The organism is Mesorhizobium sp. Arg314 (genome assembly GCF_053714275.1).
The window spans coordinates 188,634-209,210 of the sequence record NZ_JBSKBP010000002.1 but is presented as its reverse complement, the minus strand read 5'-3'; the positions used below and the strand labels follow the sequence as shown (position 1 = coordinate 209,210).

Annotated in this window: 21 protein-coding genes; 11 read left to right on the top strand and 10 right to left on the bottom strand. The window is 63.0% G+C overall.

Annotated features, from left to right (window positions below):
* The first annotated feature begins 26 nt into the window (after nt 1-26).
* The 7 genes from ACWGS9_RS03045 to ACWGS9_RS03015 all read left to right on the top strand — a co-directional run bounded on the left by ACWGS9_RS03045 (nt 27) and on the right by ACWGS9_RS03015 (nt 7,194).
* On the top strand, nt 27-632 hold the full coding sequence (locus ACWGS9_RS03045; protein WP_454503824.1) for an ATP-dependent Clp protease proteolytic subunit: 606 nt from the start codon (nt 27-29) through the stop codon (nt 630-632).
* A 41-nt stretch (nt 633-673) separates the two neighbouring features.
* Complete coding sequence (locus ACWGS9_RS03040; protein WP_454503823.1) at nt 674-991, top strand: hypothetical protein; 318 nt, start codon at nt 674-676, stop codon at nt 989-991.
* Nucleotides 992-2,013: 1,022 nt separating this feature from the next.
* Entirely contained in the window at nt 2,014-4,935 is a 2,922-nt protein-coding gene (gene uvrA, locus ACWGS9_RS03035) for an excinuclease ABC subunit UvrA (protein WP_454503822.1), read from the top strand.
* A complete protein-coding gene (locus ACWGS9_RS03030; RefSeq protein WP_454503967.1) occupies nt 4,935-5,348 on the top strand; it encodes a DUF302 domain-containing protein in 414 nt (137 codons plus the stop codon). Before uvrA ends, ACWGS9_RS03030 begins: the two co-directional genes overlap by 1 nt.
* Nucleotides 5,345-5,803 carry a GNAT family N-acetyltransferase gene (locus ACWGS9_RS03025; protein ID WP_454503821.1) on the top strand — a complete coding sequence of 153 codons (459 nt, stop codon included), beginning with the start codon at nt 5,345-5,347 and terminating at the stop codon, nt 5,801-5,803. Before ACWGS9_RS03030 ends, ACWGS9_RS03025 begins: the two co-directional genes overlap by 4 nt.
* A gap of 29 nt (nt 5,804-5,832) precedes the next feature.
* Nucleotides 5,833-6,636 carry a DUF72 domain-containing protein gene (locus ACWGS9_RS03020; protein WP_454503820.1) on the top strand — a complete coding sequence of 268 codons (804 nt, stop codon included), beginning with the start codon at nt 5,833-5,835 and terminating at the stop codon, nt 6,634-6,636.
* Nucleotides 6,637-6,939: 303 nt separating this feature from the next.
* Nucleotides 6,940-7,194: a PH domain-containing protein gene (locus ACWGS9_RS03015; protein ID WP_454503819.1), complete on the top strand. Its 255-nt coding sequence runs from the start codon at nt 6,940-6,942 to the stop codon at nt 7,192-7,194.
* A gap of 58 nt (nt 7,195-7,252) precedes the next feature.
* On the opposite strand, the gene ACWGS9_RS03010 is transcribed toward ACWGS9_RS03015, so the two are convergent.
* From ACWGS9_RS03010 to urtA, 6 genes are all read right to left on the bottom strand, one after another.
* Nucleotides 7,253-7,429: a hypothetical protein gene (locus tag ACWGS9_RS03010; protein ID WP_320213490.1), complete on the bottom strand. Its 177-nt coding sequence runs from the start codon at nt 7,427-7,429 to the stop codon at nt 7,253-7,255.
* 498 nt (nt 7,430-7,927) lie between these two features.
* On the bottom strand, nt 7,928-8,623 hold the full coding sequence (gene urtE / locus ACWGS9_RS03005) for an urea ABC transporter ATP-binding subunit UrtE (RefSeq protein WP_454503818.1): 696 nt from the start codon (nt 8,621-8,623) through the stop codon (nt 7,928-7,930).
* 70 nt (nt 8,624-8,693) lie between these two features.
* A complete protein-coding gene (gene urtD / locus ACWGS9_RS03000; RefSeq protein ID WP_454503817.1) occupies nt 8,694-9,440 on the bottom strand; it encodes an urea ABC transporter ATP-binding protein UrtD in 747 nt (248 codons plus the stop codon).
* A gap of 6 nt (nt 9,441-9,446) precedes the next feature.
* Complete coding sequence (urtC, locus tag ACWGS9_RS02995; RefSeq protein ID WP_454503816.1) at nt 9,447-10,670, bottom strand: urea ABC transporter permease subunit UrtC; 1,224 nt, start codon at nt 10,668-10,670, stop codon at nt 9,447-9,449.
* Entirely contained in the window at nt 10,667-12,283 is a 1,617-nt protein-coding gene (gene urtB, locus ACWGS9_RS02990) for an urea ABC transporter permease subunit UrtB (RefSeq protein WP_454503815.1), read from the bottom strand. The genes urtC and urtB overlap by 4 nt, the downstream gene beginning before the upstream one ends.
* Before the next feature lie 139 nt (nt 12,284-12,422).
* Nucleotides 12,423-13,733, bottom strand: coding sequence for an urea ABC transporter substrate-binding protein (gene urtA, locus ACWGS9_RS02985; protein ID WP_454503814.1), 1,311 nt, complete (start codon nt 13,731-13,733; stop codon nt 12,423-12,425).
* 304 nt (nt 13,734-14,037) lie between these two features.
* Here urtA and ACWGS9_RS02980 point away from each other — a divergent pair, with 304 nt between their 5' ends.
* Nucleotides 14,038-14,436, top strand: coding sequence for a hypothetical protein (locus ACWGS9_RS02980; RefSeq protein WP_454503813.1), 399 nt, complete (start codon nt 14,038-14,040; stop codon nt 14,434-14,436).
* 128 nt (nt 14,437-14,564) lie between these two features.
* Nucleotides 14,565-16,478, top strand: coding sequence for a PhoX family protein (locus ACWGS9_RS02975; RefSeq protein WP_454503812.1), 1,914 nt, complete (start codon nt 14,565-14,567; stop codon nt 16,476-16,478).
* A gap of 67 nt (nt 16,479-16,545) precedes the next feature.
* Here ACWGS9_RS02975 and ACWGS9_RS02970 read toward each other — a convergent pair whose 3' ends face one another.
* The 3 genes from ACWGS9_RS02970 to ACWGS9_RS02960 form a co-directional block, all read right to left on the bottom strand.
* A complete protein-coding gene (locus ACWGS9_RS02970) occupies nt 16,546-18,117 on the bottom strand; it encodes a GMC family oxidoreductase (protein ID WP_454503811.1) in 1,572 nt (523 codons plus the stop codon).
* Nucleotides 18,118-18,165: 48 nt separating this feature from the next.
* Nucleotides 18,166-18,714 carry a gluconate 2-dehydrogenase subunit 3 family protein gene (locus ACWGS9_RS02965; RefSeq protein WP_454503810.1) on the bottom strand — a complete coding sequence of 183 codons (549 nt, stop codon included), beginning with the start codon at nt 18,712-18,714 and terminating at the stop codon, nt 18,166-18,168.
* A gap of 80 nt (nt 18,715-18,794) precedes the next feature.
* A complete protein-coding gene (locus ACWGS9_RS02960; RefSeq protein ID WP_454503809.1) occupies nt 18,795-19,190 on the bottom strand; it encodes a VOC family protein in 396 nt (131 codons plus the stop codon).
* Here ACWGS9_RS02960 and ACWGS9_RS02955 point away from each other — a divergent pair.
* Together ACWGS9_RS02955 and ACWGS9_RS02950 are read left to right on the top strand one after the other, a co-directional pair.
* Nucleotides 19,168-19,332 carry a hypothetical protein gene (locus ACWGS9_RS02955; RefSeq protein ID WP_454503974.1) on the top strand — a complete coding sequence of 55 codons (165 nt, stop codon included), beginning with the start codon at nt 19,168-19,170 and terminating at the stop codon, nt 19,330-19,332. The two genes, ACWGS9_RS02960 and ACWGS9_RS02955, sit on opposite strands and share 23 nt — an antisense overlap.
* Before the next feature lie 228 nt (nt 19,333-19,560).
* Nucleotides 19,561-19,866 (top strand): ribbon-helix-helix domain-containing protein, encoded by a 306-nt coding sequence (locus tag ACWGS9_RS02950; protein WP_454503808.1) that lies wholly within the window; start codon nt 19,561-19,563, stop codon nt 19,864-19,866.
* Here ACWGS9_RS02950 and ACWGS9_RS02945 read toward each other — a convergent pair.
* Nucleotides 19,863-20,570, bottom strand: a complete 708-nt coding sequence (locus tag ACWGS9_RS02945; RefSeq protein WP_454503807.1) for a purine-nucleoside phosphorylase — start codon at nt 20,568-20,570, stop codon at nt 19,863-19,865. The two genes, ACWGS9_RS02950 and ACWGS9_RS02945, sit on opposite strands and share 4 nt — an antisense overlap.
* Between the last annotated feature and the right edge of the window lie 7 nt (nt 20,571-20,577).

Below are 20,577 nucleotides of genomic sequence, written 5' to 3'. Positions count from 1 at the left end.
TCAATGGAAAACCGAGGAGACCTGCCATGAGCGCCCTGGCCAATCTGGTGCCGATGGTCATCGAACAATCGAGCCGCGGCGAACGCGCCTTCGACATTTTTTCGCGGCTGCTGCGCGAGCGCATCGTCTTCATCAACGGCGAAATCAACGACAGCGTGTCGGCGCTGGTCTGCGCACAGCTTCTGTCGCTGGAATCGGACCATCCCGACAAGGAGATCTCGCTCTACATCAACTCGCCGGGCGGCATGGTGACCAGCGGCTTCGCCATCTACGACACCATGCAGTACATCTCCTGCCCGGTCTCGACGGTGTGCATGGGCTTCGCCGCCTCGATGGCCTCCTTCCTTTTGATGGCCGGCGCGCCGGGGCGGCGGATCGCGCTGCCCAACACAAGGATCGTGCTGCATCAGCCGCTTGGCGGCTTCCAGGGCCAGGCCTCCGACATCCAGCGCCACGCCGAAGACATCGTGCGCACCAAGCAGCATATGACCGAGCTTTACGCCAAACACTGCGGCCGCAGCTACGAGGAGGTCGAGCGCACGCTCGACCGCGACTATTTCATGAGCGCCGCGGAAGCGAAGGAATGGGGCCTCGTCGACCACGTCTACGACACGCGCAAGAAGGCGGCCTGACCTCTTAGGGCCGGACGCGCGGCAATTTGATTGCCGCGCGTATGGCATCGCTGAAGCCGCGCTTCTATAGTTCGCGCATGACCAAGCTGTTGCAGTCCAGACATCTATGCGTTGCCCTCGTCGCGCTGGGCGGGGCGCTGATGGCCGGCACCGCATCTGCCGATGACAGCTCGGTCCAAAAACTGCCCGGCGTCAGCGGCGACTACCGCATCGCCAAGCCGGCGCCGCAGCCGGAACCGGACGACGCGCAGCCGGCCGGCAGCGACGGCACCTTCAAGATCGGCAACACCGATGTCAGGATCGGCGGCAGCATCACCGTCGACATGGGGACGGGTGGCACCCGGATCCCGAACCACTGATTTAGTGGCGATCGACTGAAAGCGCGTATTCGTCATTCCTGGCGAAGCAAGGAGCGAAGCGACGCGCGCAGACCCTGGAATCCATGCCGTGACTTCAACGCGCCGCCACGGTGCAGAATTCTGCTCCGCTGCATTCCTCGGCTGAGGTAACGGCATGGATCCTTGGGTCTTCGCTCCGCTTCGCGTCGCTACGCCCGCCCAAGGATGACGACCTTCGGAGGCTTCTCGCCAATTCCCCACGTTTGTGAACAAAGCAGGATCGCAAAAAATGTAAGCCCCGCCACTGCTTCCGCAGGTGGACGGGGCTTTCATGGATCTGAAATCCAATTTTAGCCGGGAGTGGACTGCCGGCGTTCTGTTTCGGATGCACCGCGGCATTCAGCCGACGATCCGACTACGGTCTCTGATTGTTGGGAATCGGCAAGTCACGGTTTGTCGGGCCGGCGTTTCAAGTCTGCCCTGGCACTTATGCCCGCCGCGGCTCCATCTCGGTGTGGAGCCTCAAGGGACTGTCCGGTGGCGTCATGCTCCGCTCCTGGGTCCGTTGCGACAATGTCGTTCGAAGCGCAAATCGCTATCGCCTGCGGCGTCTCGCAGGCCGCCGGTTGGGCGGCGAGGCCATCGAAAGACGGCCGGCTTCGTTGACGCCTTTGAGACTGCCCCTCTGGGTCCGCGACGTCAACCGTTGAATAGCCGGTTACCGAAAAATGTGATCGCTGCAGGTTACGTGCAGGTAAGTCCAGCGCTTCTGTGGATCAAAGAGGCGGGCATCGATGGCATCTGTCTCACAACGCTTATGGCGATTGCTTCACAACGCCCATAGCGATTGTTTCCACAACGCTTTGTCAGGAGCGTGTTCGGTCTTTGTTCTTTCCGCTTGCCCGCTCGCGCGAAAGACGGTTAAAGGCTTTTGTCGGGAATTGTGGCGTCTCTCGACGTGGCAATGAAAATACCTACATAGGGGATGGCCGGGACAAACCCGCCCAATCCAGCAAATTCCAGATCTGAGGCGGCGACCGGCGATGGCCGACCATAAATACCTTTCCATTCGCGGGGCGCGCGAACACAATCTCAAGAACGTCGATCTCGACCTGCCGCGCGACAGCCTGATCGTGATGACCGGCCTGTCGGGATCCGGCAAGTCGTCGCTCGCCTTCGACACCATCTATGCCGAGGGCCAGCGCCGCTATGTCGAAAGCCTCTCGGCTTATGCCCGCCAGTTTCTCGAGATGATGCAGAAGCCGGACGTCGACCAGATCGACGGCCTGTCGCCCGCTATCTCCATCGAGCAGAAAACCACCTCGAAGAACCCGCGCTCGACGGTCGGCACGGTCACCGAAATCTACGATTACATGCGCCTGCTGTTCGCGCGTGTCGGCATTCCCTATTCGCCGGCCACCGGCCTGCCGATCGAGAGCCAGACAGTCAGCCAGATGGTCGACCGCGTGCTGGCGCTGGAGGAAGGCACGCGTCTCTATCTGCTGGCGCCGATCGTGCGCGGCCGCAAGGGCGAATACCGCAAGGAATTGCTGGAGCTGCAGAAGAAGGGTTTTCAGCGCGTCAAGGTCGACGGCGTCTTCTACGAGATCGCCGACGTGCCGGCGCTCGACAAGAAGTACAAGCACGACATCGACGTGGTCGTCGACCGCATCATCGTGCGCGGCGATCTGGCGACCCGGCTCGCGGACTCGATGGAGACCGCGCTGAAGCTCGCCGAAGGCCTTGCCGTGGCGGAGTTCGCCGACCGGCCGCTCGACGCCAGCCTCACCGGCGAGGATTCCGTCAACAAGTCGAAGAACGAGACGCATGAGCGCATCCTGTTCTCGGAGAAATTCGCCTGCCCGGTGTCCGGCTTCACCATTCCCGAGATCGAACCCAGGCTGTTCTCCTTCAACAACCCGTTCGGCGCCTGCCCGACCTGCGATGGCCTCGGCAGCCAGCGCGCCATCGATCCCAACCTCGTCGTGCCGGACGAGAACGTCTCGCTGCGCGACGGCGCCATCAGCCCGTGGGCGAAGTCGACCTCGCCTTATTACGCGCAGACGCTGGAAGCGCTCGGCAAGGCCTATGGCTTCAAGCTCGGCGACAAGTTCAAGGACCTGGGCGTCGAGGCGCAGAAAGCCGTGCTGCATGGCACCGGCGAGCGCGAGATCACGTTCCAGTATGATGACGGCCTGCGCTCCTACAAGACCACCAAGACGTTTGAGGGCGTCATCCCCAATCTCGACCGGCGCTGGAAGGAAACGGAATCGGCCTGGATGCGCGAGGAGATCGAGCGCTTCATGTCGGCCACCCCCTGCCCCGCCTGCAACGGCTACCGGCTGAAGCCGGAGGCGCTGGCGGTGAAGATCGCCGGAAAACATATCGGCGAAGTCACCGAGCTGTCGATCCGCAAGGCCGACCAGTGGTTCACCGACCTGCCGGCGCAGCTCAACGACAAGCAGAACGAGATCGCGGTTCGCGTGCTCAAGGAAATCCGCGAGCGGCTGCGCTTCCTGAACGATGTCGGCCTCGACTATCTGACACTGTCGCGCAATTCCGGCACGCTGTCCGGCGGCGAAAGCCAGCGCATCCGGCTCGCCTCGCAGATCGGCTCCGGCCTCACCGGCGTGCTCTATGTGCTCGACGAACCATCGATCGGCCTGCACCAGCGGGACAATACGCGCCTGCTCGACACGCTGAAGCACCTGCGCGATATCGGCAACACGGTGATTGTCGTCGAGCACGACGAGGACGCCATCCTGCATGCCGACTATGTCGTCGACATGGGTCCGGCCGCCGGCATCCATGGCGGCGAGATCATCGCCCAAGGCACGCCGCAGCAGGTGATGGCCAATCCCAATTCGATCACCGGCAAATACCTGTCGGGCGAGCTCGAAGTGATGACGCCCGCGGAGCGTCGCGAAGCGAAGAAGAACCGGCGCATCAAGGTCGTCGGCGCGCGCGGCAACAATCTGAAGAACGTGACGGCGGAGATCCCGCTCGGCACCTTCACCGCGGTCACCGGCGTGTCCGGCGGCGGCAAGTCGACCTTCCTGATCGAGACGCTGTTCAAGGCGGCCTCGCGCCGCATCATGGGCTCGCGCGAGCATCCGGCCGAACATGATCGCATCGAGGGACTGGAATTCCTCGACAAGGTCATCGATATCGACCAGTCGCCGATTGGTCGAACCCCGCGCAGCAACCCGGCCACCTATACCGGAGCCTTCACGCCGATCCGCGACTGGTTTGCGGGCCTTCCCGAAGCCAAGGCGCGCGGCTACCAGCCGGGCCGCTTCTCCTTCAACGTCAAGGGTGGCCGCTGCGAGGCGTGCCAGGGCGACGGCGTCATCAAGATCGAGATGCACTTCCTGCCCGACGTCTACGTCACTTGCGACGTCTGCCACGGCAAGCGCTACAACCGCGAGACGCTCGACGTGCTGTTCAAGGGCAAGTCGATCGCCGACGTGCTGGACATGACGGTCGAGGAAGGCGTCGACTTCTTCGCCGCCGTGCCCGGCGTGCGCGACAAGCTGGAGACGCTGAAACAGGTCGGCCTCGGCTACATCCATATCGGCCAGCAGGCGACGACGCTCTCGGGCGGCGAGGCGCAGCGCATCAAGCTTGCCAAGGAACTGTCGCGCAAGGCGACCGGCAAGACGCTCTACATCCTCGACGAGCCGACGACAGGCCTGCACTTCCACGACGTCGCCAAACTCCTGGAAGTGCTGCATGAGCTGGTCGACCAGGGCAACACGGTGGTGGTCATCGAGCACAATCTCGAGGTGATAAAAACCGCCGACTGGGTGCTCGACCTCGGCCCCGAGGGCGGCGATGGCGGCGGCGAGCTGGTCGCCTCCGGCACGCCGGAAGCGATCGTGCGCGAGAAGCGCAGCTATACCGGCCGGTTCCTGAAGGAGCTTCTGGATCGGCGCCCCGGAGGCAAACGCGAAGCGGCCGAGTGATGACGGAAAACGGCCTCGTCTCCGTCGAAAGCCGTTTTGGCGTCGCCGAAACCATTGACCGGCTAGCTCAGACGGTCGTGCGTGCCGGGCTTTGCGTCTTCGCGCGCATCGACCACGCCGCCGGCGCACGCGAGGTCGGTGCTGCGCTAAGGCCAACGGAATTGCTGATCTTCGGTCACCCTAAGGGCGGCACACCGTTGATGCAGGATCGCCAGTTGGCCGGCATCGACCTGCCGATCAAGGCGCTGGCCTGGGAGGATGAGCAAGGCAAGGTCTGGCTGTCCTACAACGACGCGCATTGGCTTGCTCAACGGCATGGGCTTGGCGATGCCAGCCGCGATGCCGTCGCGGCGATTGCGGCAGGCATGAAAAAGGTTGTAGCGGCCGCCGCTGGAGTGGAGCATCCCGCATGAAGTTGGCTTCCACTGAAGACCTCAGCGCCATCATCGCACTCACCACCGAAGCCTACGCGCCCTACACCGCCTTGCTCGACGCACCGCCGATCCCGGTCACCGAGGATTATGCGCCACGCATCGAGCAAGGCGAGGTCTGGCTGCTGGAAGAAGGCGCGGAACTCGCCGGGCTGATCGTTCTCGAACGGCACCCCGGCCACGCCTTGATCTTCAGCGTCGCCGTCGCACCGGCTTTCCAGGGCAGGAAGCTCGGCATCAAGCTGCTCGATTTCGCCAACGAACAGGCGCGGACATGGGGCTTGGCCGAAGTGCGGCTCTACACCAATTCGCTTATGGAGCGGAACATCGCGCTCTATTCGGCTTACGGCTATCGGGAAACGGGTCGCCGTGCCAACCCATACCGGCCAGGGTGGATATTGGTCGATATGGTGAAGCCGGTCGACAAAGCGGCCTGATCGAATTTGAAACGCGGAGGAGGAAGATAATGAGCCAAGGAAAAATCCGCTCCGGCATGGGCGGCTGGACTTTTGAGCCTTGGGATACCTCCTTCTATCCGGACAAGCTCGCCAAGGCCAAGCAGCTGCATTACGCCAGCCGCCAGGTGCCGAGCATCGAGGTCAACGGCACCTACTATTCCAGCTTCAAGGAACCGACCTTCGTGAAGTGGGCCAACGACGCGCCGGATGGCTTCGTCTTCTCGCTCAAGGGCAACCGCTTCGTCACCAACCGCCGCGTGCTCGGCGAGGCAGGCGAATCCCTGGTGCGCTTCCTCGGCTCAGGCGTTGCCGCGCTCGGCGACAAGCTCGGCCCGATTCTTTGGCAGTTCGCGCCGACCAAGAAATTCGATGCCGACGATTTCGAAGCTTTTCTCAAACTTCTGCCAGAGAAGCAGGACGGCGTGCCCTTGCGCCACGCGCTGGAGGTGCGTCACGACAGCTTCATCGTGCCGGAATTCCCCGCTTTGGCGCGCAAGTACAACGCCGCTATCGTCTGTGCCGACCACGCAAAATATCCGGCGATCGCCGACGTCACCGGCGACTTCGTCTATGCGCGGCTGCAGACCGGCAGCGACGACAATCCCGACTGCTACACGCCGAAGGGCCTCGACGAATGGGCGGGACGGGTGAAGACCTGGGCGCAAGGCAAGCAACCAGCCGACCTGCCGCGCGCCAATCCCAAGACCGACGCGCCGGTCAAGCCGCGCGACGTGTTTGCCTACTTCATCACCGAGGGCAAGGTGCGCGCGCCGTTCGGCGCCATGGCGCTGATGAAGCGGGTGACAGCTTAAAGTCCTTGTTTTGATGCATGTCGTTGTCCCAGAACCGCGTACACTTCTGGGCGACATGCATTAGAGCTGCGGACCTCCACAGCGGCCCTTGTTCAAACGCCAGAGCTCTGTTCGGCGCGTCACGCGACGCTAATCGGCCGTCGGCTTGTCGGAACCTGCCGGCCATCTTGACCGTTCTGTCTCAGCCGCCGATCGCGGGAGGCCGCTGCCAAGTCGCACCGGTTGCCGAAGGTCGGAACGGCAAGGCAGCCGCCTCGCGAAACGCTTGCCAAATCCCGCGGCGTTGGAAAGGAGCGAGGAAAGATGACCGTCATCCTCGGTGCGTTGCTTACCGTCGCCGGCGTCGTGTACATGGCAGGCGCCACTCTGAGGCGCGGACGACTGAGTGATCCAGCACCTACAGCGCCGGATCGCCCGGCGCCGAACCTGGCAACACCGGGCCCGACACTGGAGCCGCGGCGGCGCGGACTCGGTTTCCTCGGCCTGTCGCAGAATTGGCCGGGTCTATTGATGATGGGGGTCGGCGTCATACTGCTGTTGTCGATAGCGGTCCTCTGACGCCGCGGAATTATGGTGTCTTCACCGCTATCGTAACGCAACGGCCGCATGCGAATTTTCAATGGTGCGAGATCACGTCATTGAAGGCGTCGAGATCGACGTAGAAAACCTTGGTGATTTCGCCCAGCAGATCATCCTCGTCATAGCCTTGCGACATCAGGATGTTGATCGCGGTCATGATGTCGACGCGCTCCGTGAGGCGCCGCTTCTGATAGTCCTCGACAAAACGTTCCATGGCCGTCCCCTGGCAAGCTTCTTTTGGACGCGTTGACCGACAATCACTGCGGGGAAAGCTAGCCAGACTTGCTTGCGTGGAACTTGCGGCCGAGCCCGCGCCTTCCCCTTCATTCGCGACTGATACGGAAAGCGGCCGACTCACCAAGGCCAAGAAAAGACTAGCACGCGGTATTGAGCGCACCAGAGCGCTCAATAGCTTCGTCATCCTTGGGCGCAGCGACGTGAAGCGGAGCGAAGACCCACGGATCCATGCCAATACTTCGAAGCGTTACTAACGGTGCAGAATCAGGGATATTCGGGCGCGGGCAGAACGGATATATTCTGCACCGCTGCATCATTCGGCAGACGTGACGGCATGGATCCTTGGGTCTGCGCCGCGTCGCTACGCTCCTTGCTTCGCCCAAGGATGACGACGTGAGAGATGTTTGAGAGAGATGTTTGAGCTAATCCCCGGAGTCTACCATTGCCGCCCCAGGAGAGCTACCGTTCACCTGGGTTATACGGTCAGGAATTTCCTCACATCCGCCCGATCGAGATCCCCGGCCGGACCGGTATGCACGATCCGGCCGCGGTCCATGATGTTGACCTCGTCGGCAAGCTCGCGGCAGAAGTCGAGATATTGCTCGACCAGAAGCACGGCGATCCCCGCCTGGTCGCGCAGATAGCGGATGGCGCGGCCGATATCCTTGATGATCGAGGGCTGGATGCCTTCGGTCGGCTCGTCGAGCACCAGGAGCTTCGGCCGCATCACCAGCGCCCGGCCTATGGCGAGCTGCTGCTGCTGGCCGCCGGACAAGTCGCCGCCGCGGCGGCCGAGCATCTGCTTCAAGACCGGAAACAGCTCGAAGACATGGGCTGGAATATTGCGGTCGGCGCGCCGCAGCGGCGCAAAGCCGGATTCCAGGTTTTCGCGCACCGTCAGCAGCGGGAAGACCTCCCTGCCCTGCGGCACGAATGCGATGCCCGACCGGGCGCGGTCATACGCCGCGCTCCGGTCGAGCGCCTTCCCCTCGAAGGCAACGCTTCCGCTCGTCAGCCGGTGATGGCCGACGATCGATCTCATCAAACTGGTTTTGCCGACGCCGTTTCGGCCGAGCACGCAGGTGATCTTGCCAGCACCTGCCTTCAGCGAGACGCCGCGCAATGCCTCGGCGGCGCCGTAGTGAAGCGTGGCATTTGAGACTTCGAGCATGGTCAGCCCCTTCTCCAGCGCTTCAGAAAAGCGAAATCGAAACGGTAAAACGGAACCCGCCAGACCATGCTCACCGCCCCAGATAGACTTCGACGACCCGCTCGTCCGCCGAAACGAAATCCAGCGTGCCCTCCGACAGCACCGAGCCCTCGTGCAGGCAGGTGACCTTGACGCCAAGCTCGCGCACGAAATGCATGTCGTGCTCGACGACCACCACCGAATGGTCACGGGCGATGTCCTTGAGCAGGCGCGCGGTCTCCTCGGTCTCGGCATCGGTCATGCCGGCGACCGGCTCGTCGACGAGCAAAAGCTTCGGGTCCTGGGCGAGCAGCATGCCGATCTCCAGCCACTGCTTCTGGCCATGGCTGAGATTTGCAGCGAGTTCGTCGCGCTTGTCGCCGAGGCGGATGATGCCGAGAATGTCGTCGATGCGCCGCGTCTCGCCGGCGGAGCAGCGGTGAAACAGTGCAGGCCAGATCGAGCGCGGCCCTTTCAGCGCCAGCATGAGATTGTCCTCGACGCTGTGGCTCTCGAACACGGTCGGCTTCTGGAACTTGCGGCCGATGCCCATCATGGCGATCTCGGCCTCGTCGTGGCGGGTGAGGTCCACCTGGCCGTCGAAGAACACTTCGCCCTCGTCCGGCCGGGTCTTGCCGGTGACGATGTCCATCATCGTCGTCTTGCCGGCGCCGTTGGGTCCGATGATGGCGCGCATCTCGCCTTTGTCGAGCACCAGCGACAGGTTGTTGATGGCGCGAAAGCCGTCGAAGGAAACCGACACGCCGTCGAGATAGAGGATGGTGTTCGACTTGCTCATGGTCGCTCACTCCGCCGGCTGCGGCTCGGGGCCGGCGGCCGACCAGGCGCCCGGCGTCCTTGCCGCCGAGCGCACGATCTTCGGCTGCCGCACCTCGGGATCGGCGCCGGCTTCGGCGGCAAGCGAGGCCGCGCGCAGCGCCTTTGCCTTGCCACGCCAGTTGTCCCACATGCCAACGATCCCCTTCGGCAGCAACAGCGTGACGGCGACGAACAGCCCACCCAGCGCGAACAGCCAGAATTCCGGGAGCACGCCGGTGAACCAGGATTTGCCGGCATTGACGAGAAGCGCGCCGAGGATCGGGCCGACGATGGTGCCGCGCCCGCCGACGGCGGTCCAGATCACCACCTCGATCGAATTGGATGGCTCGAACTCGCCGGGATTGATGATGCCGACTTGCGGCACGTAGAGCGCGCCGGCGATGCCGGCCATGATCGCCGAGACGGTGAAGGCGAAGAGTTTGACGTTCTCGGCCCGCCAGCCGAGGAAACGGGTTCGGCTCTCGGCGTCGCGGACAGCCATCAAGAGCTTGCCGTATTTGGAGCGGACGATCGCCGCGGTGAGGTAGACGGCCAGAGCCAACATCACCGCGCTTGCCGAAAACAGCGCCGAGCGCGTCGCATCGGCCTGCACGTTGAAGCCCAGAATATCCTTGAAATCGGTCAGGCCGTTGTTACCGCCGAACCCCATGTCGTTGCGGAAAAAGGCGAGCAGCAGCGCATAGGTCATCGCCTGGGTGATGATCGACAAATAGACACCGGTGACGCGGCTGCGGAAGGCGAACCAGCCGAAGACGAAGGCGAGCAGGCCGGGCACGGCCAGCGCCATCAGCGCCGCGAACCAGAAATGGTCGATGCCGTGCCAGAACCAGGGCAGTTCCTTGTAGTTCAGGAACACCATGAAGTCCGGCAGGATGGGATTGCCGTAGACGCCGCGCGAACCGATCTGGCGCATCAGATACATGCCCATCGCATACCCGCCGAGCGCGAAGAAGGCGCCGTGGCCGAGCGAAAGGATGCCGCAATACCCCCAGACCAAGTCGAGCGCGAGCGCCAGCAGCGCATAGCAGAGATACTTGCCGACCAGCGCCACGATATAGGGCGGGATATAGACGGCGCTCTGCGGCGAGACCGCGAGGTTGAGCATCGGCACGATGATGGCCGCCGCCAGCAGGACGAGAATGGTGATGGCAATGCGCCGATCGGCGCCGAAGAAGCGCTGTGCGATCATGCCTCCACCGCCCTGCCCTTCAGCGCGAACAGGCCGCGCGGGCGCTTCTGGATGAACAGGATGATCAGCACCAGCACGACGATCTTGCCCAGCACGGCGCCCGCATAAGGCTCAAGGAACTTGTTGACGATACCGAGCGAGAAGGCGCCGACCAGCGTGCCCCAGAGGTTGCCGACGCCGCCGAAGACCACGACCATGAAACTGTCGATGATGTAGCCGCGGCCGAGATTGGGCGACACGTTGTCGATCTGGCTGAGCGCAACACCTGCAATCCCGGCAATGCCGGAGCCCAACGCGAAGGTCAGCGCATCCACCCATGGCGTCTTGATGCCCATCGAGGCGGCCATGCGGCGGTTGGCGGTGACGGCGCGCATCTGCAGCCCCCAGGGCGTGCGCTTCATGACGTAGAGCAGCACCGCGAACACGAGGAGTGCGAACACAAGGATCCACAGCCGGTTCCAGGTAACCGCCAACTGGCCGATATCGAAGGAGCCGGACATCCAGGACGGGTTTCCCACCTCCTGGTTGGTCGGTCCGAAGATGCTGCGCACCGCCTGCTGAAGGACCAGCGAGACGCCCCAGGTGGCCAGGAGGGTCTCGAGCGGGCGTCCATAGAGGAAGCGGATGATGCCGCGCTCGATCGCGAGGCCGACCAGCGCCGCGACAAGAAAGGCGAGCGGCAGCGCGATCACCAGCGACCAGTCGAACAAGCCGGGGAAAGAAGTACGGATCACCTGCTGCACGACGAAGGTGGTGTAGGCCCCCAGCATCACCATCTCGCCATGCGCCATGTTGATGACGCCCATGACGCCGAAGGTGATGGCAAGGCCGATCGCAGCCAGCAGCAGCACCGACCCCAGCGAAATACCGTACCAGATGTTCTGGCCGGCATCCCACAAGGCAAGCGTCGAATTGATCTTGCCGATCGCGGCGCTTGCCGCGTCCTTGACCGCGCCCTGCGCATTTGCCTCGACGGATGTCAGCAGCGACAGCGCATCCCGGTCGCCGCGCGCCGCGATGACAGAGACCGCCGCGAGCTTGTCGGCTTCCGGCTTGTCTGAAACGAGGATGGACGCGGCGCGCGCCTGTTCAAACATCGCCTTCACGGACGGCTCGGTCTCGGCGCCGATCGCGGCGCCGAGCGGCTCGATATTCGCCGCGTCGGGCGTCTTGAACATCGTCATCGCCGCGGCGAGGCGCACGTTTGCGTCCTTGGCGCGCAAGGTCAGCGTGCCCAGCGCATCGCGGATGACACGGCGCAGGCCGTTGTTGACCTTGATCTTGGTGAGGTCGGCTTTGTCCGCATCGGCAGCCTTCCCGCCGCTCAACGGATCAAGGAGCTCGATGCGGTCGCCGGCATCCTTGCCGACGAAAACTTGGGAGTCGCTCTTGCGAATGTAGAGATTGCCGTCGGCGAGCGCCGCAAGCGGACGCTCGACCGCCGGATCGCCGCTCGCGGCCAACTCGCGTACGACGGCTTCGGTAGCCGAGAAATTGGTGGCAGTCGCAAACTTGGCAATCGTCGCGCGAAGGTCGGCTTCGGCGGCCTCCGACGGCAACAGGTTTGCCATCGTCAGCAAAAGCATCAGACCAATTGCGCGCAGCAGCAGCATTGTCGTCTTCAAGCAGCTTTCTTGGTTTCGGGGATCTCGCCCGGGCGGATTTAAACCCGCCCGGGCAGCGGTCTCGAATCGTGGGGCCACTCCGCGATCCGACAGACCTGGGAGATCCCGGACCGAGGTCCGGACCGGATCAGTTGGTGCCCTTGCCGCCGCACTTGCCGGTTGCGACGTTAAAGTTGCCGCAGCTGAGCGGAGCTCGCCAGTCGGAGATCAGGTCCTTGGAATCCGGCAGGTAGTCGGACCATTCATCGCCCATCACGAGGCCGGGCGTTTGCGAGACGGTCTCGAACTGGCCATCCGCCTGGATTTCGCCGATCAGCACCGGCTTCGTGATGTGGTGGTTGGGCATCATCGTCGAATAGCCGCCGGTCAGGTTCGGCACCGAAACGCCGACCATGGCATCGATGACCTTGTCCGGGTCGGTGGTGCCGGCTTTCTCGACCGCCTTCACCCACATGTTGAAGCCGATGTAATGGGCCTCCATCGGGTCGTTGGTGGTGCGCTTGTCGTTCTTGATGAACTTGTGCCAGTGGTCGATGAACTTCTTGTTCGCCGGCGTGTCGATGCTTTCAAAGTAGTTCCAGGCGGCGAGGTGGCCGACCAGCGGCGCGGTGTCGAGGCCCGCCAGTTCTTCCTCGCCGACCGAGAAGGCCATGACCGGAATGTCCTCGGCCTTGATGCCCTGGTTGCCGAGTTCCTTATAGAACGGCACGTTGGCGTCGCCGTTGACGGTCGAGACGACCGCCGTCTTCTTGCCGGCGGAGCCGAACTTCTTGATCGCCGAGACCTCGGTCTGCCAGTCGGAGAAGCCGAACGGCGTGTAGTTGACCATGATGTCCTCGGCCGGCACCCCCTTCGCCTTCAGATAGGCTTCGAGGATCTTGTTGGTGGTGCGCGGATAGACGTAATCGGTGCCTTCGAGCACCCAGCGCTTCACCGAGCCGCCGTCAGCACTCATCAGATAGTCGACGGCCGGGATGGCCTGCTGGTTCGGCGCCGCACCCGTGTAGAACACGTTGCGCTCGCTCTCCTCGCCCTCATACTGGACGGGATAGAACAGGATGTTGTCGAGCTCGCTGAAAACCGGCAGCACCGATTTGCGCGACACCGAAGTCCAGCAGCCGAACACCGCCGCCACCTTGTCCTTCGAGATCAGCTCACGCGCCTTTTCAGCGAAAAGCGGCCAGTTGGACGCCGGGTCGACGACCACCGCCTCCAGTTTCTTGCCGAGCAGGCCGCCCTTGGCGTTCTGCTCGTCGATCAGCATCAGCATGACGTCTTTCAGCGTCGTCTCCGAAATCGCCATGGTCCCCGACAGCGAATGGAGGATGCCGACCTTGATCGTGTCGTCGGCCGCCTTGGCGGGAGCCGACATCGACAGCCCGGCAGCGATTACGCCGGCCGAAAACATTTTTGTTATTGTCGAGAAATTACCCCTCATTTTGCACACTCCCAAGCTGGTGTTTTGCATCGCAACATAACGGTGCAAGTGACGTGCCAAACGAGTAGGAGCGGAAGCGGATCGTTAGATAGCGTAGGATTTAGAGATACTTATCCTGTAGCGGTCAAACGGTTCGGATTGCTGCAATGCGCAAAAGTTGAGAAAAGTTTACGCAACGCTGCCTAGATTTTGCCCAAATGGTAAAAATGCCTATGTTTTCACCAACTTCGGATAATGCCTGATCTGCACCGGTTGCGGGCGCGCAGCAAAATGGGGCAAGGTCGCCGCGCAAACGAGAGACATCATGGCCTCACGCATTATCCTGAGTTTCCTGTGGTTCCTGCTTCTCCTGTCCGCCGCCGGCGGCGCGCGAGCCGACTTCACCGACGGCAAGCTGCCCGACGGCACGTATCACTGCGAGGTCTATCTGCTCGGCCTGTTCCTCAATCTGGGCGACATCACCATCAAGGGCAGCCTCTATAGCGGCCCGGTGACCTTCGGCGCCGCGCCGCAGGCCTACGACTACCAGATGAACCCGAACGGCGAGATCAGCTGGCTAGGCCCGCTCGGCGGCTACACCAGCGGCGGTAATTCTATTTCAATGACCCAGGCGACGTTGGATGACCCAAGCGGCCCCTCCTTCGACATCATCATGAAGCAGCAGGACGGCGCCTTCACGGCCTCGACCTGCACCAAAAGATAGCCGTCACGCGGCCCATCGCTCAGCCGCGGGGCCGCCGCCCGAAACAATAGCGCTCTCCATGTCATCGGGATGTTGTCGAAGCGCCTTAGGCAGCGCATGTCGTCAACATCCACCGAGAGGCAGACACGATGGCCAACTCCCCGTCTTCATCCTCCCCTGTTATCCGCGACATCATTGCCGCGCGCGTCTCACGCCGCGAACTCCTCAAGAGCGGCCTCGCTTCCGGCACGTTGATTGCCGGCGGCAGCTTTGTCGGCTCCTTGTTTGCCGGCGAAACACATGCCGCGGCCGCTCAATCCACCCTCGGTTTTCCCGAGCTGAACCGGGTCTACGACAAGACCCATGCCGCCGCCGAGGGTTATGAAACCACCGTCGTCGCGCGTTGGGGCGATCCGCTCGCGGCCGGCCTGGCCGAATTCGACGGCAACAAGGTCGCGGCGGAAGAGCAAGAAAAGCGCTTCGGCTACAATTGCGACTACATCGCCTTCATGCCGCTGCCCAAGGGTTCGGTGAACTCCGACCACGGCCTGCTCTGCGTCAACAACGAATACATCTCGCCGAACGTGATGTTTCCCGGCACGACCGAGACCGACGCCGGCAAGACGATGACCAGGGAACAGGTCGATCTCGGCCTCGCCGCCATGGGCCATTCGATCGTCGAGGTGATGCTGAAGGACGGCAAGTGGCAGACCGTCGAGGACAGCCCGCTCAACCGCCGCATCACCGCCAACACCGAGATGGTTGTCTCCGGCCCAGTCGCCGGCCATGCGCTGATGCAGACCTCGGCCGACGCCAGCGGCCGCAAGATCCTCGGCACCAGCTACAATTGCAGCGGCGGCGTCACGCCCTGGGGCACGGTGCTGACCTGCGAGGAAGGCGTGTCCGACCTTTTCGGCGGCGATCCGAAGAAGGCGCCGACCGCCGATATTCTCGGCCGCTACGGCTTCGACGGCTCCGACATTTATGGCCGCGGCCGCTTCCACGACCGCTTCAACATCGACAAGGAGCCGAACGAGCCGAACCGCTTCGACTGGGTGGTCGAGATCGACCCCTATGATCCGCAGTCGAAGCCGGTCAAGCGCACCGCGCTCGGCCGCATGTCGCACGAAGCCTCCACCGTCGTACGCATCAAGGACGGCCGCATCGTCGTCTATATGGGCGACGACGACTATTTCGAATACATGTACCGCTTCGTCTCGACCAAGCCTTACGACCCGGCCAACCCCGCTTCGGCCAAGGACCTGCTGGACGACGGCGTGCTCTCGGTGGCGCGCTTCGATGCCGACGGCTCGATGAGCTGGCTGCCGCTGGTCCACGGCCAGGGCAAGCTTACCGGCGAGAACGCCTTCGCCGACCAGGCCGAGGTGCTTTTGAAGACCCGCCTTGCCGCCGACGCGGTCGGCGCCACGCCGATGGACCGGCCGGAGGACATCGAGACCAACCCGGTCACCGGTCGCGTCTATGCCGTCATGACCAAGAACAAGAAGCGCGACGAATCCAAGGTCAACCCCGCTAATACGCGGCCGGAAAACCTCTGGGGTCACATCGTCGAGCTGATCCCGCCGGGCGGCCGTGGCGCTGACGCCGACCACACCGCCGACAAATATGCCTGGGACCTGTTCGTGCTCTGCGGCAATCCCAAGGATGCCAAGATCGGCGCCACCTTCCACCCGGACACGTCCGACAATGGCTGGTTCGTCTGCCCCGACAACATCACCTTCGATCCAGCCGGTCGCCTCTGGGTGGCGACCGACGGCGCCAACGACTTCGACCTTCCGGACGGTGTCTATGGCGTCGACACAGAAGGCGCGGCGCGTGGCCTGCCAAAACTGCTCTTCACCTGCCCGCACGGCGCCGAGGCGACCGGCCCCTGCTTTACGCCTGACGGCACGACGCTGTTCCTCTCGGTCCAGCATCCGTCGGAGGATGCCGAGACGCTCGACAAGGCGAAGTCGCTTTGGCCCGATTTCAAGGACGGCCAGCCGCCGCGCCCATCGGTCGTCGCCATCCGCCGCAAGGACGGCCAGCCGGTCGGCGCCTGAGGCGAGCGCGACCGACAAAAAAGGCGCGGAACCCTCTCGGGTCCCGCGCCAGCAGGCAGTCGGGAGGTCAAATGGTTTTTGCCGACATCTGGGCGGCGATGTAGTCGGCCTGGCGGATCGCCAGCGTCACGATGGTCAGTGTCGGGTTCTCTGCGCCGCCGCTGGTGAACTGGCTGCCGTCGGACACGAACAGGTTCTTGATGTCGTGTGACTGGCCATGCTTGTTGACGACGCCGTCCTGCGGTTTCTCGCTCATCCGGTTGGTGCCGAGATTGTGGGTGGACGGATAAGGCGGTGTCGGGAAGGTCCGCGTCGCGCCAACCGCGGCGTAGAGGGCCTGGCCTCGGCTGTAGGCATGGTCGCGCATTGCCTCGTCGTTGGGATGGTCGTCGAAATGGACTTCGGCGATCGGCATGCCGTGCTCGTCCTTTTCGTCCTTGTGCAGCGTGATGCGGTTCTCCTCGCGCGGCATGTCCTCGCCGACGATCCACAGACCCGCCATATGGTCATAATGGTCGAGCGCCGTAGTGAAGGAACGGCCCCAGCCGCCGGGGTTGAGGAAGGCCGCCATGAACGGCAGGCCGAGCGACAGCGTCTCCATCTCGTAGCCGCCGACGAAGCCGCGTGAGGGATCATGGCGCGCCTCGTCGCGGATGATGCCGGCCATCGTGGTGCCGCGATACATGTGCACCGGCTTGTCGAAGATGGCGTAGACCGAGCCGGTGGTGTGTCGCATGTAGTTCTTGCCCACCTGGCCGGACGAGTTGGCAAGCCCGTGCGGGAATTTGGACGACTCCGAATTGAGCAGCAGGCGCGGGCTCTCGATCGAATTGCCGGCCACCGCGACGATGCGGGCCTTCTGCTCCTGCAGCTTGCCGTCCTTGTCGGCATAGACGACGCCGGTCACCTTGCCTGAAGCGTCATGGTTGATCTTGATCGCCATCGAATTCGGCCGGACTTCCAGATGCCCGGTCGCCTCGCCCTTCGGGATCTCGGTGTAGAGCGTCGACCATTTGGCGCCCCATTTGCAGCCCTGGAAGCAGAAGCCGGTCTGCTGGCAGGAATTGCGGTCGTCGCGCTCCACCGAATTGATGGCCATGTTGCCGGTGTGGCATTCCTTGTAGCCGAGCTTGTCGGCGCCGGCCTTGAGCACCTTGAAGTTGTTGTTGCCCGGCAGCCGCGGCCAGTCGTTGGTGCCCGTGACGCCCATCTTGGCTTCGGCCTTGGCGTAATAGGGTTCCATCTCGGCGAGTGTCACCGGCCAGTCGAGAAGGTTCGCGCCCTTGACCTTGCCGTAGGTCGAGGCGGTTTTGAATTCATGCTCCTGGAAGCGCAGCGAGGCGCCCGCCCAGTGTGTCGTCGAGCCGCCGACCGACTTGACGATCCAGGCCGGCAGGTTCGGGAAATCCTTGGCCACACGCCAGTCGCCCGAGGTGGTACGCTTGTCCTTCCAGGCGAGCTGGGCAAAGGAATCCCATTCGTCGTTGATGAAATCCTCATATTCGTGGCGGGCGCCCGCCTCGAGGATGACGACGTCGATGCCTTTCTGCGCCAGTTCATTGCCGAGCGTGCCGCCGCCGGCGCCGGAGCCGATGATGACGACCACGCCGTCGTTCTTGAGATCAAATGATGCTGCCATGGTTTCCTCCCATGAAATCTATCGAAAAGCGGTTCGGGACAGAGCGGCCTACAGCCACTCGATGTCATTGAAGCCGCGCGCGATGTAGCCGCCCTTGGAGTAGGACTCGCCTTCGTAACCGAAGACCGGCCATATCTCCTTCTGGTTGTAGATGCTGACGACGAGCCCGCCGCGCACCGCCTGGAAGAAAGGCGTCTTCTCGATGCCGGTGAGCAGCGCGACCCGCTCCTCTTCCCAGCCAAGCCCGCGATAGCCGCCCTTGCCGGCCTTCTTGTCGAGTTCGGCAATACCCTTCTCGATCAGTTCCTTATGGGCCGGGTCCTTGGCGGCCGTCTCGTCATGGCCCTTGACGGCGATGGCGTAATATTTGTCCGGCACCTGATCGTGCGGATAGATGTCGCGCGCCACCTGGATAAGCGTCGCCATCGTCTCGGGCTTCAGCGCCGAGGTTTCCAGACCCCAGGCATGCTCCGGGCTGATGACGGCGCTGCCTGAGATGATAAGCAGCGCGCCCGCGCCGCCGCGCTTGAGAAGCTCGCGCCGCGAAAGGCCGGGCTTCGTCTCGTAGTCGGGTTTCTTCTCGTAGAGTGTAACCATGATTTCCTCCCTGCTTGCTGTTCGCACCCCGAAGAGTGCCGTTGCTGGCGCCGCGCCGGTCCGCGCGGCCGATATGTTCCCTATTGGAAGCGCCCTGCGCGCTGCAGGACCTCGATCTTGTAGCCGTCGGGATCCTCGATGAAGAAGAAGCGGGCAAGCAGCCGCCCATCGCGGTTGAACTCGACGATCTTCTTCGGATTGAAACCGAGCGCGCCGATCCGGTCGTGCTCGCTGTCGAGATCGGCAACCGAGACAGCGAGATGGCCGTAGCCGTCGCCCAGCGCATAAGGCTCGGTGCGCCCCTTGTTCACGGTCAGCTCCACCTCGAACGGCGAGTCCGCGTTGCTGAGATAGATGAGCGTGAAGCTCTCGAAATCGAGCCGCTGCGCCACGTCGAGGCCGAAGGCCTTGTTGTAGAAATCGACGGACCGTGCCTCGTCGAGAACCCGGATCATGGAATGGATCGCCTTCGCCAAATCGGACTCCGCAGCTTTTGGTGCTTATGGAATCGATTATGCGCGCCGGCGAAAAAAGGTGGTGGCAGCCGATTACCACGCATGCGGCATGAAAATGGATAGTGTCCCGGCGCGTACAGCGATGGGCGCGCCTAGAGCATGATGCCGAAAAGTGTGCAGCGGTTTTCGGGCGACATCATGCTCTATCTCTTTGATTTGGAGCCGGATTCAGATTTCAGGTCGATTCGACCTGAAATCATCCGGCTCTAAGGACGAAAGTCCGATTGCCGCAGCCGGCCACCGGATCGAAGATGACGAGTGCAGGCAGTGTTCAAAAAGGCGCCAGCCGACTTTAATCAGCGCCCAAGATAAACAAGAACGGGAGGTAGCGATGTGCAGAGTCTTTGCCGGGCAGGACCCGGAAGGCTATCGGCAGATCAACCGGTCGATCCGCATCGACGGCCATTCGACCAGCATCCAGCTTGAGGCGACATTCTGGGGTCTCCTTGACGAGATCGCCGACAGCCAGGGACTGACGACGCCGAAATTCATCTCGAAACTCTATGATGAAGCGATCGAGATCAACGGCCAGATCCCGAACTTCGCTTCCATGCTGCGCACGACCTGCGCGCTCTATCTGCTGGGCCATCGCCCCAACGCCGAGGAGCAAGCTGCATTGAAGCGGGAAGCCGCCTAGCTTTCGGCAGCGACTTCGAGCGCCAGCCGGGTCATGTCGGTGAAAAGCGCCTGGCGTTCCGAATAGTCGGTCTGCTCGTCGGTGACGACATGGTCGACGACGGTCAGCAACGACAAGGCGCGCGCGCCGAAATGCGCCGAGATGCGGTAGAGGGCGCTGGTCTCCATATCGACCGCCAGCGCTCCGAGCGCCCTCGGTTCATCGAACCGCGCGCGGCCGTCCGGATGATGGAACACGTCGCTGCAGACCGTTAGTCCCGCGCTGCAGGCGATGCCGAGATCGGCCGCGCATTGCAGCGCCAGCGCATGGAGCGCTGGGTGCGGTCCCGCCGGCTGGTAAAGTCCGAACACCTGTCCGCTGATTGCCCCTTCGGCGCGCACCGAGCTGGAAACAACGACGCTGCGCAGCGCCACATCCTCGGTCAACGCGCCGCATGTGCCGGTACGGATCAGCGTCTTCACGCCATGATAGTCGAGCAGTTCGTGGCAATAGATCAGGAACGACGAAACGCCGATGCCTGTCGCCTGGATACTGACCGGCTTGCCGCGGAACCGGCCGGTGAAACCCAGCGCGCCCCTTCGGCGGTTGACGCAGCGCGACGCCTCGAGAAAGGTTTGCGCCATCCACCGGGCGCGCTCGGGATCGCCCGGCAGCAGCACCGTTTCGGCATAGTCTCCCCTGCCCGCCTCGATATGCGGCGTCACGCGCTAC